15 protein-coding genes are annotated in these 15,380 nt (G+C 37.9%); 9 read left to right on the top strand and 6 right to left on the bottom strand.

The genetic code is table 11. The features are described 5' to 3' along the window. Position 1 precedes the first annotated feature (1 nt). Positions 2-2,533: an ATP-dependent Clp protease ATP-binding subunit gene (locus IC610_RS11125; protein WP_191736924.1), complete on the bottom strand. Its 2,532-nt coding sequence runs from the start codon at positions 2,531-2,533 to the stop codon at positions 2-4. Between the two features lie 150 nt (positions 2,534-2,683). On the opposite strand from IC610_RS11125, the gene IC610_RS11120 reads away from it, so the two are divergent. Genes IC610_RS11120 through IC610_RS11100 form a run of 5 tightly spaced genes read left to right on the top strand, consistent with a single transcriptional unit; the run spans position 2,684 to position 6,337 of the window. After that, positions 2,684-2,908: a uroporphyrinogen decarboxylase gene (locus IC610_RS11120; protein WP_191736923.1), complete on the top strand. Its 225-nt coding sequence runs from the start codon at positions 2,684-2,686 to the stop codon at positions 2,906-2,908. 1 nt (position 2,909) lies between these two features. Further along, a complete protein-coding gene (locus IC610_RS11115; protein ID WP_191736922.1) occupies positions 2,910-4,007 on the top strand; it encodes a glycosyltransferase in 1,098 nt (365 codons plus the stop codon). Between the two features lie 31 nt (positions 4,008-4,038). After that, entirely contained in the window at positions 4,039-4,458 is a 420-nt protein-coding gene (locus tag IC610_RS11110) for a SufE family protein (protein ID WP_191736921.1), read from the top strand. 2 nt (positions 4,459-4,460) lie between these two features. After that, entirely contained in the window at positions 4,461-5,426 is a 966-nt protein-coding gene (locus IC610_RS11105; RefSeq protein WP_317173408.1) for a glycosyltransferase family 9 protein, read from the top strand. Positions 5,427-5,431: 5 nt separating this feature from the next. Next, entirely contained in the window at positions 5,432-6,337 is a 906-nt protein-coding gene (locus IC610_RS11100) for a glycosyltransferase family 2 protein (RefSeq protein ID WP_194698917.1), read from the top strand. 4 nt (positions 6,338-6,341) lie between these two features. Here IC610_RS11100 and IC610_RS11095 read toward each other — a convergent pair whose 3' ends face one another. Beyond that, a complete protein-coding gene (locus IC610_RS11095) occupies positions 6,342-9,410 on the bottom strand; it encodes a DNA polymerase III subunit alpha (protein ID WP_191736920.1) in 3,069 nt (1,022 codons plus the stop codon). A gap of 17 nt (positions 9,411-9,427) precedes the next feature. After that, positions 9,428-10,576, bottom strand: coding sequence for a DNA polymerase IV (gene dinB / locus IC610_RS11090; protein WP_191736919.1), 1,149 nt, complete (start codon positions 10,574-10,576; stop codon positions 9,428-9,430). Between the two features lie 61 nt (positions 10,577-10,637). On the opposite strand from dinB, the gene IC610_RS11085 reads away from it, so the two are divergent. Further along, positions 10,638-11,414: an XRE family transcriptional regulator gene (locus IC610_RS11085; protein WP_191736918.1), complete on the top strand. Its 777-nt coding sequence runs from the start codon at positions 10,638-10,640 to the stop codon at positions 11,412-11,414. 109 nt (positions 11,415-11,523) lie between these two features. Here IC610_RS11085 and ypfJ read toward each other — a convergent pair whose 3' ends face one another. Then, positions 11,524-12,372, bottom strand: a complete 849-nt coding sequence (gene ypfJ / locus IC610_RS11080; RefSeq protein WP_191736917.1) for a KPN_02809 family neutral zinc metallopeptidase — start codon at positions 12,370-12,372, stop codon at positions 11,524-11,526. Positions 12,373-12,436: 64 nt separating this feature from the next. Here ypfJ and IC610_RS11075 point away from each other — a divergent pair, with 64 nt between their 5' ends. From IC610_RS11075 to IC610_RS11065, 3 genes are read left to right on the top strand one after another with little or no spacing between them, the layout of a single operon-like run. After that, complete coding sequence (locus IC610_RS11075) at positions 12,437-12,763, top strand: hypothetical protein (RefSeq protein WP_191736916.1); 327 nt, start codon at positions 12,437-12,439, stop codon at positions 12,761-12,763. Continuing rightward, positions 12,763-13,095: a hypothetical protein gene (locus IC610_RS11070; RefSeq protein ID WP_191736915.1), complete on the top strand. Its 333-nt coding sequence runs from the start codon at positions 12,763-12,765 to the stop codon at positions 13,093-13,095. The genes IC610_RS11075 and IC610_RS11070 overlap by 1 nt, the downstream gene beginning before the upstream one ends. 9 nt (positions 13,096-13,104) lie before the next feature. Further along, positions 13,105-14,265, top strand: coding sequence for a glutathionylspermidine synthase family protein (locus tag IC610_RS11065; protein ID WP_191736914.1), 1,161 nt, complete (start codon positions 13,105-13,107; stop codon positions 14,263-14,265). A 31-nt stretch (positions 14,266-14,296) separates the two neighbouring features. Here IC610_RS11065 and ribH read toward each other — a convergent pair whose 3' ends face one another. Then, positions 14,297-14,812, bottom strand: a complete 516-nt coding sequence (gene ribH / locus IC610_RS11060; RefSeq protein ID WP_191736913.1) for a 6,7-dimethyl-8-ribityllumazine synthase — start codon at positions 14,810-14,812, stop codon at positions 14,297-14,299. A 3-nt stretch (positions 14,813-14,815) separates the two neighbouring features. Continuing rightward, positions 14,816-15,380: YfgM family protein (locus IC610_RS11055; RefSeq protein ID WP_191736912.1), on the bottom strand; the 565-nt coding region annotated here is incomplete at its 5' end.

The following is a 15,380-nucleotide window of genomic DNA, read 5'->3' as shown; positions in this document are numbered from 1 at the left end:
TTTATGACTGAGATTTCTCAGCAGACTTTTTAGTCTTTTGGCTTTTGCCTTCCAATCCGTCTTTACCTTCATTTACATCCAAAGTAACTGTTTCGCCTTCAGATAATTGCTTGTTTACCAACATTTCTGCCAATAAGTCTTCAATGTATTTCTGAATTGCTCTCTTCAATGGTCTTGCACCAAAATCTTTGTCCCAACCTTTTTCTGAAATGAAATCTTTGGCTTCGGTAGTTAAATCTACTTTATAACCTAATTTTTCAAGTCTTGAATACAATTTAGCCAATTCGATGTCGATAATTTTAGAAATATCAGTTCTTTCAAGAGAGTTGAAGATAACGATATCGTCAATTCTGTTCAGGAATTCAGGAGCGAATGCCTTTTTAAGCGCATTCTCAATTGTACTTCTTGTTCTTGAATCTGAATTTGTTTTCTTCGCATTCGTTCCAAATCCTACACCATCACCAAAGTCTTTGATATCTCTGGTTCCGATGTTTGAAGTAAGAATGATAATTGTATTTCTAAAGTCAATTTTTCTTCCTAAACTGTCAGTTACATGACCTTCATCTAAAATTTGTAACAGGATATTGAATACATCTGGGTGTGCCTTTTCAATCTCATCCAAAAGAACAACTGCATAAGGCTTTCTTCTTACCGCTTCCGTTAATTGTCCACCTTCCTCGTATCCAACGTATCCCGGAGGCGCACCAACCAATCTTGAAACAGCAAATTTCTCCATGTATTCACTCATGTCAATTCTAATCAATGCTTCGTCAGAATCGAAAAGTTCTCTGGCCATTACTTTTGCCAGCTCGGTCTTACCAACACCGGTTGTTCCAAGGAAAATGAAGGTTCCGATTGGTCTGTTTGGATCTTTCAGTCCGGCTCTGTTTCTTTGAATAGCTTTCACTACCTTTTTCACAGCGTCTTCCTGTCCGATTACTTTTCCGTTCAGGTTACTGTCCATTCCGGCCAGTTTATCCAATTCGTTTTTACCCACTTTCGTTACGGGAACGCCACTCATCATAGAAACAACTTCGGCAACGCTCTCTTCAGAAACAACTTCTTTTTTCTCTTTAACGTCTTTATCCCATTGATCCTGAGCAGAATTCAGTTCCATCTGCAAACGCTCTTCTTCATCCTTCAGTTTTCTGGCTTCCAGATAATCCTGCGCTTTTACCGCTTTCTGCTTCATTTCTTTGATGTCTTCGATTTTCTTTTCAAAATCAATGATTTCGGTAGGAACTTTCATGTTTTTAATATAAACACGGGATCCTGCTTCATCCATCGCATCAATCGCTTTATCCGGTAAAAATCGGTCTGTAATATATCTTGAGGTCAGGTTTACACACGCAAGAATTGCTTCGTCGGTGTACACAACATTGTGATGATCCTCATATTTATCTTTAATCTGATTTAGAATCTGAATAGTTTCCTCCACATTCGTAGGTTCTACCATTACTTTCTGGAATCTTCTTTCCAAAGCACCATCTTTCTCAATATACTGACGGTACTCGTCAAGAGTGGTCGCACCAATACATTGAATTTCGCCTCTTGCCAAAGCAGGCTTAAACATATTGGAAGCATCAAGACTTCCCGTAGAACTTCCTGCGCCTACGATTGTGTGCAGCTCGTCAATAAATAAAATCACATCACGGTTTTTTTCCAGTTCCGTCATGATGGCTTTCATTCTTTCTTCAAACTGACCACGGTATTTTGTACCGGCAACTAAACTCGCAAGGTCCAGAGTGATTACCCTTTTACCAAAGAGAACTCTGGAAACTTTCTTCTGCTGAATTCTTAAGGCTAAACCTTCAGCGATGGCAGATTTACCAACACCAGGCTCACCAATCAGCAAAGGATTATTTTTCTTTCTTCTCGATAAAATCTGAGAAACCCTTTCAATTTCTTTCTCACGACCGATTACCGGATCTAATTTTCCGTCTCTTGCCAATGATGTTAAATCTCTTCCGAAATTATCCAGTGTTGGTGTTTTGCTTTTACCTGTACCCAGATTTCCGGTTGGCTTTCTCATCTGCTCGAAGTCTTCTCTCTCTTCATCATCGTCATAAGCACTCATTTGCGGTGCCTGCCCTGAATTCTTCAGCATTGTCTGATATTCTTTAGAAACACCCTCATAGTCGATTTCGTGAGCTCCCAGAACATTTGATGTAGGATCTTCATATTTATAAAGAATACCTAAAAGAAGATGAACGGTATTAATTTCATTGCTTTTGTATTGTCTGCACTCCAGCTCGGCACGTTTTACTGCGTGGTCGGCCATCTTTGTAAACGAAATATTGGGAACTTCCTCAGACAGAGGATTGATACCTGAAGCATTTAAAGTTTCAATTTTTCTTCTTATTTGTGTGAGATCCGCATTGAGGTTTTGAAGGATTTCTTTCGCAGAGTTTTCTGTTTTTAATATCCCCAAAAGGAGATGTTCTGTATTTAGAAATTCACTTTTCAGCCTTCTCGCTTCGCTCTTGCTTTGTTTGAACACCTGGCTCAAACCTTGTGAAAACTTGTAATCCATAATATAACTCATTAGAATAAATGCACCATTGCCATTTATTCAATATCTAAGTTACAAATATTTTACCAAAAAACAATGTCTGACTTTATGGCAGAAATTAGTTTTTTATCTTATTGAAAATGACTAAGTTTGTTTTTCTTAATTTTCCTCATGAGCCCAGAATTAGCATCTTACATAGGCTATGCCGCTTCTTTTTTCATTGTTTTAAGCTTCATTCTTAAAGATCTTACTAAAATAAGAATCGTCAATCTGATTGGCTGCATCTGTTTTGTGATCTATGGAATCTTTAGCGGAATGCTTTGGCCTGTGATCATTCCCAATGGTATTATTTGTTTTGTGCAGATTTATTACCTTATCATCGGGAAAAAGAAATAGCATGAAAAAGAAAATCATCATTTCAGCTTTCAGCAACTTATATACTGATCAGAGGATTGAAAAAATCTGCAAAACATTACACGAAAATGGTTACGAAATTGAACTGATAGGGAATGACTGGAACGGTGCCGAAAAAATGACAAGACTATATCCTTTTGTCAGAATTCCTTTGATTTCTAAAAGCCTGAAAACTGCTTATTTTGAATTTAACTGGAAATTACACCGTCTTTTAAAACAAAAAGCAGACAGTCATACTCTTTTATATGCCAATGATCTTGATGCTCTGCTTCCGAATTATTTAATTTCAAAAAAATTAAACGTCCCACTGATTTTTGACAGTCATGAAATATTCTCTGAAATGCCTGCAATTAAAGGTAAGGCTTCACAAAAACTTTGGCGCTTTTTAGAAAAGAAACTGGTTCCGAAGATAAAACTGATGATTACGGCAAGCGGAAGTTACGCCAATTGGTTCAGCAAAAAATATGGCGTCAAACCTGTCGTTGTGCAAAATGCACCGAGAAAAATCAATTTTAATTTTGAAATTCCGGAAAACAATCCCAAAATTCTTTTGTATCAGGGAGCAATCAATCCTTTTCGAGGAATTGATAAGGCGATTTTGGCGATGCGCCATTTAGATGATGTTATTTTTAAAATTGCCGGCGATGGACCACGGAAAAAAGAATATGAAGAGCTCGTAATCAAAGAAAATCTGTATGATAAAGTTCAGTTTTTAGGAAAACTTCATCCCGATGATCTTAGAAAAATAACTTTGGCAGCTGATTGCGGAATGAGTATCGAAGAAAACGGCGGCGAAAGTTATTTTTATTCGCTTCCCAACAAGGTCTTAGACTGTATTCAGGCAAGGGTTCCTTTAATTATGTCTGGTTTGCCTGAATTGGAAGGCATTAAAAACCAGTTTAATGTTGGCGAAATCATCGAAAATCATGAACCTGAAAACATTGCATTTGCCATTACAAAAGTTTTGAATATGGGACGAAACAATTATCAGTCTGAACTGAACAAAGCTGCAGATATTCTTTGCTGGGAAAAAGAAGAAATCAAACTGTTAAATGTTGTTGAAAACGCGCTTCTTTTCTAAATTTAGTATCTTTGCATAAAGAAAGTATAGAATGACCATTAAAGAAAAACAGCAGGAAATCATTGATGAATTTGCTTTTCTGGAAGATTGGGAGCAAAAATATGAATACATTATCGATCTCGGAAAAGAACTGAAAGGTCTTGCGGAAGATAAAAAAAGAGATGATAATCTTATTAAAGGCTGCCAAAGCAAAGTGTGGATCGATGCAGAATTTAAAGATGGAAAACTGTTCTTTAATGCAGATTCAGACGGTATTTTGCCGAAAGGAATTGTATCTCTTTTAGTGAGTATTTACAGTGGCCATTCCACGAAGGAAATTTTGGATTCAGATTTTGAATTTATTTCAGAGATTGGTCTTCAGGAATTTCTTTCGCCATCCAGAGCCAATGGTTTAATGGCAATGACCAAACAAATTAAATTTTACGCAGTAGCTTATCAGTTGAAATCTTAGTTGTGACCAGAATTTTAGCATACCGTTTTTCCGCATTTGGAGATGTTGCCATGACGGTTCCTGTATTCAGAGAATTTCTTGAGCAGAATCCTGATGTTGAAATTGTAATGGTTTCCCGAAGTAATTTTGAGAGTTTGTTTTCTGATATTCAGAATGTTAAATTCAAAGGAGTAGATCTTGATGATTATAAAGGCTTTTTCGGATTGAGACGGTTGGCGAACGAACTTCAGCGAGAGTTTCAGCCAGACTTTATCGCTAATCTGCATGATGTCATCCGTACAAAAATCCTTGACAAAATATATAAACGAAGGGGTCTAAAAGTCTTTAAAATCAACAAAGGAAAAGAAGAGAAAGAACATCTTACAGACGTCTGGAATCTCAATAAAAAGCAGTTGAAATTAACGGTTGAAAGATATGCAGATGTCTTTAGGGAAATGGGTTTTAAGCTCGAACTTTCACATCAGTTAAGACCTCTAACCACCGAAAAATCGGGAATAGGATTTGCCCCTTTTGCACAGCATCAGGGAAAAATGATGCCTCTTGAAAAATCTTTTGAGCTGGTAAAAATTCTTGCCCAAAAGTATAAAATCTACTTTTTTGGAGGCGGTCAAAGTGAAACAGAAACCTTAAAATCATGGGAAAGCCAGATTCCCAATACAGAAAGTCTTGCCGGAAAACTGAGTCTTTCGGAAGAATTAAAAAAAATATCCGAACTCGAACTGATGATTTCCATGGATTCTGCCAACATGCATCTGGCAAGCGTTGTAGGTACACGGTGTATCTCAATCTGGGGTTCTACACATCCTTTGGCGGGATTTTTAGGCTTCGGACAAAGTGAAAATGATGTCGTTCAGGTTTCGGATTTATCTTGCCGCCCGTGCTCTGTTTTTGGTGACAAAGAATGCTACCGCGGTGACTGGGCTTGTCTGGAAGAGCTCAAAGTAATGCGGATTGTGGAAAAGATTTAAAAATAATGATAAAACTTTCGGTCTGTATTCCTGTTTATAATTTTGATGTTCGTGAATTGGTTTACGGATTGAAAAACGAAATCGAAAGCCAAAACCTCTCTGCCGAAATTATTTTAATTGATGATTTTTCTGACAGGCAATTTTTTAGTTTAAATTCTGAAATTCAAAATGTTGTAAATGTGTTTGTTCCACTTGATGAAAATGTGGGAAGGTCAAAAATCAGGAATCTTTTTTTGAATTATGTTCAGGGAGAATATCTTCTTTTTTTAGACTGTGACGGGAAATTAATTCAGGAAAATTTTCTCAGAAATTACATCAATTTTCTTTCACAAAATTCTCTTACCGACGCTTTGTATGGCGGAAGAAAAGTTCCCACAGAAATTCCTGATCAGAAACATCTTTTACGCTGGAAATTTGCTGTAGAAAGGGAAAATCTTTCGGTTGAGGAAAGAAAATCTCATCCTTATTTAAGTTTTCAGACCAATAATTTTGTGATCAGAAAGAAAGTTTTAGACAAAATACCTTTTAATGTTTCTTACAGCAATTACGGTTATGAAGACTTACTTTTTGCGATGGATTTGAAATCTGAAAACATTAATATTCATCACATTGAAAATCCGGTTTTAAATAACGATGTTGAAGCCAACGAGGTATATTTAGAAAAAGTAAAAGAATCTGTAGCCAGTGTTTCTGCGATGTTGAAAACCGATGCTGTAAAAAACAGAATATCAGGTATTAAACTTGTAAAAGCATTCGAAAAATTAAACTTTTTCCCTTTTAATAATTTAGTAATTTTCTTTTTTAAAATTTCCACAAACTTATTAGAGAAAAATCTTCTGAAAGGCAACAAAAGCCTTCGTTATCTCGATTTATACAAACTTGGACTGCTTTTTAAACTGATGAAATCTTAAAATTTTATTTAAACTTATTTCTAGGCAAACCAATTTCATGCTCCTGCGGATAAGGCTTTCTTGAGGTCATACTTACATCTTCCCGCACCAATCTGTGAGCGTCATACCGTTTTCGGTTGTCATACGCATATCTGGGATCAGGAATCATCGGCATTTTTGCCATTTTGTGAATCGTAATCGTAGGAAAATGATAATCTACTTCCACTGTTCCGAGTAAAAGATAGCAGCCGCCACCCTGAAAATCATATTGTTTCAAGCTGTCTGGGAAATGCGCAGTGTCAAAATAGTCGCCGTTGACATCGATCCATGTTCCAAAGAACATTGTTCCTTTTTTAGTAGGGACATGCTTTCTTGAAATAAGATAGGCGAGCATTTTAACCTGTTTTTTGTGATTTTTCAAAAGATCTTTCACGAAAACCGAGCCTCTGTATTTGGTTTCAAGCAAATCAAAAGGAGTGGAAGAAACCGGAAATCCAATAATTTCGAGTTCGTCAAATGCATCTTCAAAAGGATCTCTTTTAAGTTCGGGAAGTCTGTATTCCTGTGGAGGTTCCTCAATCAGCATTAAACCTCTGTTTTCTGGTTTAAAATTAATGAGCAATAATCTGGCTTCCACCAAAAGTTCGTTTTTCCCTTTTCCTGTAAACCGGAATGCACCGATGAAAATAAGTGTTTGCACAGATTCTATCCCGATTGCAATTCTGCGGATAAAATCTTCAAGCGATATGTAATCGCCATTCTGCTGACGTTCCGAAACGATTTCGTGAGCTACTTTGGTTTCCAGATTTTGGAGTAACATTAACCCTAAATAAATGTTTTTTTCATGTAAACTGGTTTCAAAATCACTTGAATTGACGCAGGGTGGCTGAATATTTCCGCCGGACATTTTGGCTTCATGGATGTAGACTTCAGTACGGTAAAACCCACCCTGATTATTGATTACCGAAACCATGAATTCTAAAGGATAATAAACTTTTAAATATAAACTCTGATAACTTTCCACCGCATAAGAAGCCGAGTGAGCCTTGCAGAAAGAATATCCCGCAAAAGATTCAATTTGGCGGTAAGCTTCAGTCGTAAGTTCAATAGAATGTCCTTTTGCTATACAAGATTTAAAGAAATGCGTTTTCACTTTCTGAAGTGCAGAGAGAGATCTTCCTTTTCCACTCATCGCTCTTCGCAGAATATCACCATCACCTAAACTCAGTCCACCAAAATATTGTGCAATTTTAAGAACATCTTCCTGATATACCATAATTCCATACGTATCACTGAGGTGCTCTTCAAAAATAGGGTGAAAATATTCAAACTGATCGGGATGATTGTGCCGGAAAATATACTCCCGCATCATTCCGCTTTGTGCAACGCCAGGACGGATAATGGATGATGCCGCAACCAGTGTGATATAATCTTCACATTTTAATCTTCGCAAAAGGCCACGCATTGCAGGAGATTCTATATAAAAACAGCCAATCGTTTTCCCGACAGCTAAAAATTCATTGCAGACCGATTCATTTTTTGAGAGCGTCGTATCCCGAATATCAACATCAATCCCTTGTGTTTCTTTAATGAGTTTTACGGTGTCATTAATAGTTCCGAGGCCTCTTTGGGAAAGGATATCAAATTTTTCCAAACCAATATCTTCCGCCACGTACATATCAAACTGAACGATTGGAAATCCTTTTGGCGGCATTTCAAGAGCGGTATAATTAGTGATGGGCTCCTCAGAAATCAAAATTCCACAGGCATGCATGCTTCGCTGATTGGGATATTTTTCTAACAACTTTCCGTATTCATAAACCTGTTTTACAATTTTATCCGAATGATGCTCGTTCACTGATTTTGTGGCAAGAATATCTAGTTCTTCTTTCGGCAAGCCAAAAGCTTTCCCAACCTCACGAAAAATTGATTTGTATTTAAACTCTACATTGGTTCCGCAGAAAGCCACATATTCTTTACCATACTTTGTAAAAATATATTCGAGCATTGCATCACGGTCCTGCCAACTCCAGTCGAGGTCGAAATCGGGAGGTGCGGTGCGGTTAAGATTTAAAAACCGTTCAAAGTATAAATCCAACTCGAGCGGGCAAATATCTGTAATCCCGAGACAATAGCTTACAATGGAGTTGGCACCGCTTCCTCTGCCTACATGCATAAAACCCATTTTATTGCTGTGTTGAACAATATCCCAAGTGATGAGAAAATAGGCTGAAAAATTGAGATCACCGATAACTTTCAGCTCTTTTTCAACTCTTTTTCTGGCAATCTCATCTTCCAAGCCATATCGTTTTTCTAATCCCTCATAAGCAAGCGCATTTAAAAGCGTTATATCTTCTTCCCGAGATTTTAAATAATATTTTTTGTTTTTATTTTCTGTGCTTCCCCGTTCCTTATAGGTGAATTCAAAATGACATTCTGCGAGAATTTCTGTTGTGTTATTAATAATTTCAGGATAGTGTACGAATGATTTTATTAAATTTAATTCAGAAGTGAAATACTCAGATTTCCGGCAGATATCATCTTCATTAAGTTTTGAAAGAATCGTGTTATTATCGATGGCTCTCAAAATTCTGTGCAGATTGTACTCTTTTTTGGTGCTGAAAGTTACCGGATGCAACACCACCATTTTGGGAATCAGTTTTTTAAGCTCCGGACGGATCAGAAGATTTAATTCTTCTTCTCTGATGCCTACAAATTCATTTTCTTTTAAATTTTCCGGAAGATTGCTTAAAGGATAAATGACAAAAACCTGCTTGAATTCAGGAGCCATTTCAGACAATTCAATGCCATCGCAATTGTGAGCGGTGAGTGTTTTATTGACTTCACCAATGCCACTGAATTCTTTGGCAATGGCGATGTACAGAAGTTTGTTCTCTTTTCTTACTTCAATTCCGGCGATGGGTTTTATCCCAACATTTTTACATTCTTTTTTAAAATCATAAATAGCTGTGACTGTATTGATGTCTGTAATCACCAATTCTTTAATTCCCAGTTCATTAGCCTGCCTTACCAGTTCCTGTACCGATAAAGTGCCGTAGCGAAGACTGTGATATGAATGACAGTTGAGAAACATTGTATTTTAAAATTTAATTATTGACCAAAATCAAAACCTGAAGCTCTGCCCACGGCATCCGTTCCAAAGCGGTTTTTGAGATAGTCCATCGTCTGATAGAGATTCATCTGTTCTTCGGTATCTTCAAAAAGATTCATCTGATGATTTCCGTGAACGAGGTCTGTAAACCGCAATCCGATCAGGCGAATTCTCATTCTCCGCGTGTACAGCTTGTCGAAAAGTTCCAGTGCAACTCTTGATAAAGTGTGGTCTGCGGCCGTGTAGGCTACGCGGCTTTGCTTTGTTTCCGTATCAAAATTGGCGTAGCGTATTTTCACCATGATCGTTGAGGTAATCCATTTTTCCTGTCTTAGTTGAAATGCGAGTTTTTCTGCCATTCCGCTGAGAATTCTTTTTAATTCCAAAACATCAATCGTATCAGTCGCAAAAGTTCTTTCTGTGGAAACCGATTTTCGTTCAGAGTAGGGGACTACGGGGTTTTCGTCGATACCATTGGCTTTTTTCCAGAGTTCTTTTCCGTTTTTCCCGATCATTTGCTGAAGAACTAAAACGGGCATTTCTGATAAGGTATGGATGGTTCGGATTCCTATTCGTGACAAGAGCTGAAACGTTTTATCGCCAACCATTGGGATTTTCTTTACCGAAAGAGGATTTAAAAAAGATTTCACTTCCATTTCTTTAATCTCCAGTCTTCCGACAGGTTTAGATTCTCCGGTTCCTATTTTCGACACCGTTTTATTCGTTGAAAGGGCAAAACTGATGGGAAGGCCGGCTTCTTTATTCACAGCTTCGGCAATTTCCTTGGTCCATTGATAGCAACCGTAGAATTTATCCATCCCCGAGAGATCAAGATAAAATTCATCGATGCTTGCCTTTTCCATTACCGGAACTTTCTCCTGAATAATTTCTGTAACCTTGTGCGATAGATTTGAATACAGTTCGTAATCCCCTTTAATGATTTTCGCATCTGGACAAAGTCTCAGAGCCATGCGGATCGGCATTGCAGAGCGTACACCAAATTTTCGTGCTTCGTAGGAGCATGATGCTACAACACCGCGGTCGCCGCCTCCGATGATAAGAGGTATACCCTTGAGTTCTCTATTTTGTAGTCTTTCACAAGACACAAAAAAGGTATCCATATCCATGTGTACAATTGCACGATTCATGGTGTAAAATTAGTTACGTTTTTAAACAAATAACGTATATTTGTTGTTACAAATTATAACAATGTCAATTTTTTCAGATAACATCAAGGTTTTGAGAGGTAAAAAAATGATAACCCAACAGGAGTTGGCAGAAACATTAATTATTACCAGATCACGATACGTTTCTTACGAGGACGGTCGTTCTGAGCCGCCGTATGAGGTATTAATTAAAATTTCAAAGTATTTTAATTTAAGTATTGACCTACTTCTCACAGTAGATATCAGGAAATATCCTCTCGAAGAAATGTTGAAACTTCCTGATAACCGGATTGTGCTTCCGGTTGTGGTGGATAAAATAGGAAACGGAAGTATTGAAATTATTCCTCAAAAGGCTTCTATGGGTTATCTGAACGGATATGCCGATCCGGAATATATAGAAGGACTGCAAAGGATTTCCTTACCATTTCTTACTAATGGAAAATACAGAGCTTTTCCTGCGGATGGTGATTCTATGCCGCCTTTTAAAGATGGTTCTTACATTATCGGGAAGTATGTGGAAAATCTGAACGATCTGAAAACTGACCGAAGCTATGTTTTTGTAACGCTCAACAACGGTATTACTTACAAAAGGTTTAAAGCTAAAAAAGAAAATGCAGTCTCAGTATATGCAGACAATGCTTTCTATGAGCCTTATGACATTCCGTTTGATGAAATTGTAGAAATCTGGCAATATGCATCGGGGATATTTCCTGAGGAATTTGAGCCTTTTCTGGGGGATTCAAAAAATATTCAGATGATGTTCTCGGAGTTAAAGAAAGATATTAAAAAGCTGGATGACAGGTTTTCTGAGTTGAAATGATATCCAAGTGGATAAAAATTTAGATTAGAAGATTTCATTGAATTTTAAACATAAAAACCTGCAGAATTTAAAAAACGCTGCAGGTTATTATTTAATCAAAGTTCTAAAGTTATCTTACTTGCTGGAAAGTGTTTCCCTGCTTAATATCTCCGGAGTTATAACCTTTCATAAACCACTCTTTACGCTGTGCAGATGAACCGTGCGTAAAACTCTCCTGATTTACATATCCCTGAGATCTTTTCTGGATATTATCGTCGCCCACTGCTTCTGCAGCCTCTACGGCAGACTCAAGATCACCAGGTTCCAAGAAACTTTCTCTTTCGTTGGAGTATCTCGCCCACAATCCGGCATAAAAATCGGCCTGAAGTTCTGTGGCTACAGAAATTTTATTGAGCTCAGATTCAGAATAGCGGCCACTCTGTCTGGCGTTGTGGGTTTCGTTTAAAACACCTAATAGATTTTGTACGTGATGTCCCATTTCATGAGCCATAACGTATGCAATCGTAAATTCTGTGACTTTGGCTCCGAACTTTGTCTGTAGTTCTTTAAAGAAACTCATATCCATATAAACCGACTGGTCTGCCGGGCAGTAAAAAGGTCCCATGGCAGCCTGTGCCGTTCCACAGCCGGATGAAGTTGCACTCTCAAACAACACTACTTTTGCAGGTTTATACTGCATATTGTTTTCGGCGAAAATCTCCGTCCAGGTTTGCTCGTTCTCTTTGGTAATCATCTGAATGAAGCTCCTTACATTAAGTTCTTCTTTTGAAAGTTCTCTCTGTTCAGTTTGCTGCGTAGAGCCTCCTCCAGAAGAAAGAATCGCGGAAGGATCGCCTCCCAGGAAGAAAACAATCGCTGCAATGATAATGGTTCCGAGACCACCTCCTACTGCCATTCCGCCGCCGCCGAGGCCTCTCCGGTCGTCTACATTGTCACTTCTGTCGTTCGTCCATTTCATATCTGTAATTTTTTGGGTAAATTTAGAATTTTAAATAATATTTTTGTAGAAAAATATAACTAAAGTGAGAAAATTTAAATTATGTCTTTTAATTTTTGGTTTGATGACTGTCACGGCTTGTGATGAAACTGAAGAAAAAGAAGATGAGGTACAAAATGTAGACAAAAAATCTTCTGTGGAAACTGAACTTTCTGTACAGCATATCGATACCGCTGATGTTCTGATTACCAAACACAAAATCTGGAAAGACAATAAACTCTTCAGAGAAATTATTAAAAGAGATACAATTCCTGCGCTGGGAGACTCTCTGCAGGTTGTAGAAGATGAAAACGGAAATGAGCACAGCACAAAAGTGAAAAAGGATTACGAATTTTATATCACCGTACAGTAATGAAGAAATCGAAATCTATAAAGCTGCTTTTCGTTACCGGAATTCTTGCCGCCTGCTCGCAGGAACCACCAAAAGGACAGGCGCAAAATGAGAAAAAAGTCTATATGCGGTCAGATACCACAGCTTCCTATTCTCCGACGCATGGTTTTATGACAGGATTTTTGCTGTATCACGCCTTCCGTCCGTATGGAGCTTACAGCAACGGAGCTTATCAAAGGTCAGGATATTACAGCGATGCCATCAGCTCAAAATCGAATATCGGGAGAAGCACGCACAAAGGAAATGTAGTAAGAGGCGGACTGGGCAGAAGCGGTTTCCGTGCATCATCTTAGAATTTAAAAATGAAAAGAATTGCCTCGCCCTTCAGGAAAAACTGGGAACATAAGCTTGAAAACCTTGGTTTTGGCTATCATTCTATGGAAGATCTCTATTGGGATGAGAGTCATTACTATGAATTTTCAATGGATGAAATCAATGCAATTGAACGGGCAACTGCAGAATTGTGGCAGATGTGTCTTGAAGCTGTAGATTATGTGATTGATAAAAACCTTTGGGACCGGTTTAATATTCCTGAATATTTCAGAAAATATATCGTGACGAGCTGGGAAGAAGATCATCCGTCGATCTACGGAAGATTTGACTTTGGCTTTGACGGAAAAAACTTAAAACTACTTGAGTTCAATGCCGATACACCGACTTCTCTGTATGAAGGTTCGGTGATTCAGTGGTATTGGCTTCAGGAAATGTTTCCGGGAAAAGATCAGTTTAATTCAATCCATGAAAAACTGGTGGATTACTGGACGTATCTTAAAAAGTACATGAATCCGCATTATATTTATTTTGCTTCCCTGACAAATATTGAAGACGTTACCAATGTGGAATACCTGCGCGACTGTGCTACACAAGCCGGTTTTGAAACAGAGTTTATTCCCGTTCAGGACATCGGCTGGGCAGAAGATGTCGGAGAATTCATCGCAGCCGACAGAAGTGTAATGGAATATATTTTTAAACTTTATCCTTACGAATGGATTCTGGATGATGGTTTTGGCGAAAAACTGGTTAAAAATAATTTCAGATCTCAATGGATGGAGCCGGCGTGGAAAATTCTTCTTTCCTCTAAAGCTATTTTGCCGATTCTCTGGGAAATGTATCCAAATCATCCTTATCTTCTGGAGTGTTATTTTGAACAGAGAACTCTGACGGATTTCGTTAAAAAACCAATTTATTCCAGAGAAGGAGCGAATGTAAGCCTGCACAAAAACAGTGTTTTGGTAGAGAAAAATGAAGGCGATTATGCCAAAAACGGTTTCATCTATCAGCAGTTGTTTGAACTTCCCAATTTTGAAGGAAATTATCCTGTCATCGGAAGCTGGGTCATCGGTCAGGAATCTGCCGGAATTGGAATCAGGGAGAGTGTCAATTTAATTACCAACAATCAAAGCCGGTTTGTGCCGCATTTAATTGATCACAATAAATTGTTTATAAAAGAAAAGGAGCTGTAAAAGCTCCTTTGTTAGTCAAATATATTCCGTTTTATTTCCCAAAACCTATATCTCCTTTTTTCTCTGAAAGATTCTTTTTAAAATCAATCATTCTTAAAGCCGTCACTGCCGCTTCCACACCTTTGTTACCAAGATCGCCGCCACTTCTTGCGATCGATTGCTCCTTGGTATCGTCAGTTAAAACGCAGAAAATTGTTGGAGTGTCGGTCAGGATATTGCAGTCTTTAATTCCCTGTGCTACAGCCGAACAAACGAAATCAAAATGAGGCGTTTCCCCACGGATAACGCATCCGATGGAGATCACAGCATCAAACTTACGTTCCTTGCAAAGCTGCATGCTCGCATAATTCAGTTCAAAAGCTCCGGGAACTGAGTATAGTTTTATGTTTTCTTTTTTTACGCCTTCTTTCTCAAGAATTTCAAGCGCTGCATCACGGAGGTTGTAGGTTACAAAGTCATTCCACTCAGAAAAAACAATGCCGATAGAAAAATCTTCGGCATTGGATATATGAAGTGGCTTGTAATCTGAAAGATTAACTGTTGCCATGTTTTAGTTTAAATATTTAGACATTTCAATGTAAGAATCCGACATTCCGTTGTCGTAATCCTGATATTTTTCGTCAATTGTAGTAAAATATTTTTTAGCCTCTGCATTTTTCTTTAAACCTAAAGCCAAAATACCTGCTTTTCTTGTAAAATAATACGTTGTATAAGGGTCATTTGATGCAGAAACTGCTTTGTCTAAAAGGCTTAAAGCTTCAGTGTTTTTGTTCAGACCAGACTGTGCATCTGCCATTACACCATATTTCATTGCCTCTAAAGTCTTGTTGTCTGAAGAAAATTTGTCCATCAGATCGTAAGCTTCCTGAAATTTTCCTTCCTTGAATTTTAAAAGAGCCGCGTTGTAACCAGCCAGTTTACCTACTTTAGTAGAAGAATACTCGTTGTAAGTACCTAAAAATCCCGGATTTGCTGCAGATTTTCCACCTAAAGCTTCTTTATCTTTACCTTCTGTAAGATTTTTCTGTGCAGAAAGATAAGTTTTTACTGCCTCAGCATTTTTTGGAGCTACCACAAACTGCTGGTATCCGAAAAATCCTAATACGCCTAAAATA

The organism is Chryseobacterium caseinilyticum, from assembly GCF_014837145.1.
GTDB lineage: Bacteria > Bacteroidota > Bacteroidia > Flavobacteriales > Weeksellaceae > Chryseobacterium > Chryseobacterium caseinilyticum.
This window is presented reverse-complemented; position numbering and strand designations above follow the sequence as displayed.

Excerpts from the sequence above, each read along its gene's own strand:
- IC610_RS11125 (WP_191736924.1), bottom strand. The coding sequence starts at position 2,533 with ATGGATTACAAGTTTTCACAAGGTTTGAGCCAGGTGTTCAAACAAAGC.
- IC610_RS11120 (WP_191736923.1), top strand. The coding sequence starts at position 2,684 with ATGAGCCCAGAATTAGCATCTTACATAGGCTATGCCGCTTCTTTTTTC.
- IC610_RS11115 (WP_191736922.1), top strand. The coding sequence starts at position 2,910 with ATGAAAAAGAAAATCATCATTTCAGCTTTCAGCAACTTATATACTGAT.
- IC610_RS11110 (WP_191736921.1), top strand. The coding sequence starts at position 4,039 with ATGACCATTAAAGAAAAACAGCAGGAAATCATTGATGAATTTGCTTTT.
- IC610_RS11100 (WP_194698917.1), top strand. The coding sequence starts at position 5,432 with ATGATAAAACTTTCGGTCTGTATTCCTGTTTATAATTTTGATGTTCGT.
- IC610_RS11095 (WP_191736920.1), bottom strand. The coding sequence starts at position 9,410 with ATGTTTCTCAACTGTCATTCATATCACAGTCTTCGCTACGGCACTTTA.
- dinB (WP_191736919.1), bottom strand. The coding sequence starts at position 10,576 with ATGAATCGTGCAATTGTACACATGGATATGGATACCTTTTTTGTGTCT.
- IC610_RS11085 (WP_191736918.1), top strand. The coding sequence starts at position 10,638 with ATGTCAATTTTTTCAGATAACATCAAGGTTTTGAGAGGTAAAAAAATG.
- ypfJ (WP_191736917.1), bottom strand. The coding sequence starts at position 12,372 with ATGAAATGGACGAACGACAGAAGTGACAATGTAGACGACCGGAGAGGC.
- IC610_RS11070 (WP_191736915.1), top strand. The coding sequence starts at position 12,763 with ATGAAGAAATCGAAATCTATAAAGCTGCTTTTCGTTACCGGAATTCTT.
- IC610_RS11065 (WP_191736914.1), top strand. The coding sequence starts at position 13,105 with ATGAAAAGAATTGCCTCGCCCTTCAGGAAAAACTGGGAACATAAGCTT.
- ribH (WP_191736913.1), bottom strand. The coding sequence starts at position 14,812 with ATGGCAACAGTTAATCTTTCAGATTACAAGCCACTTCATATATCCAAT.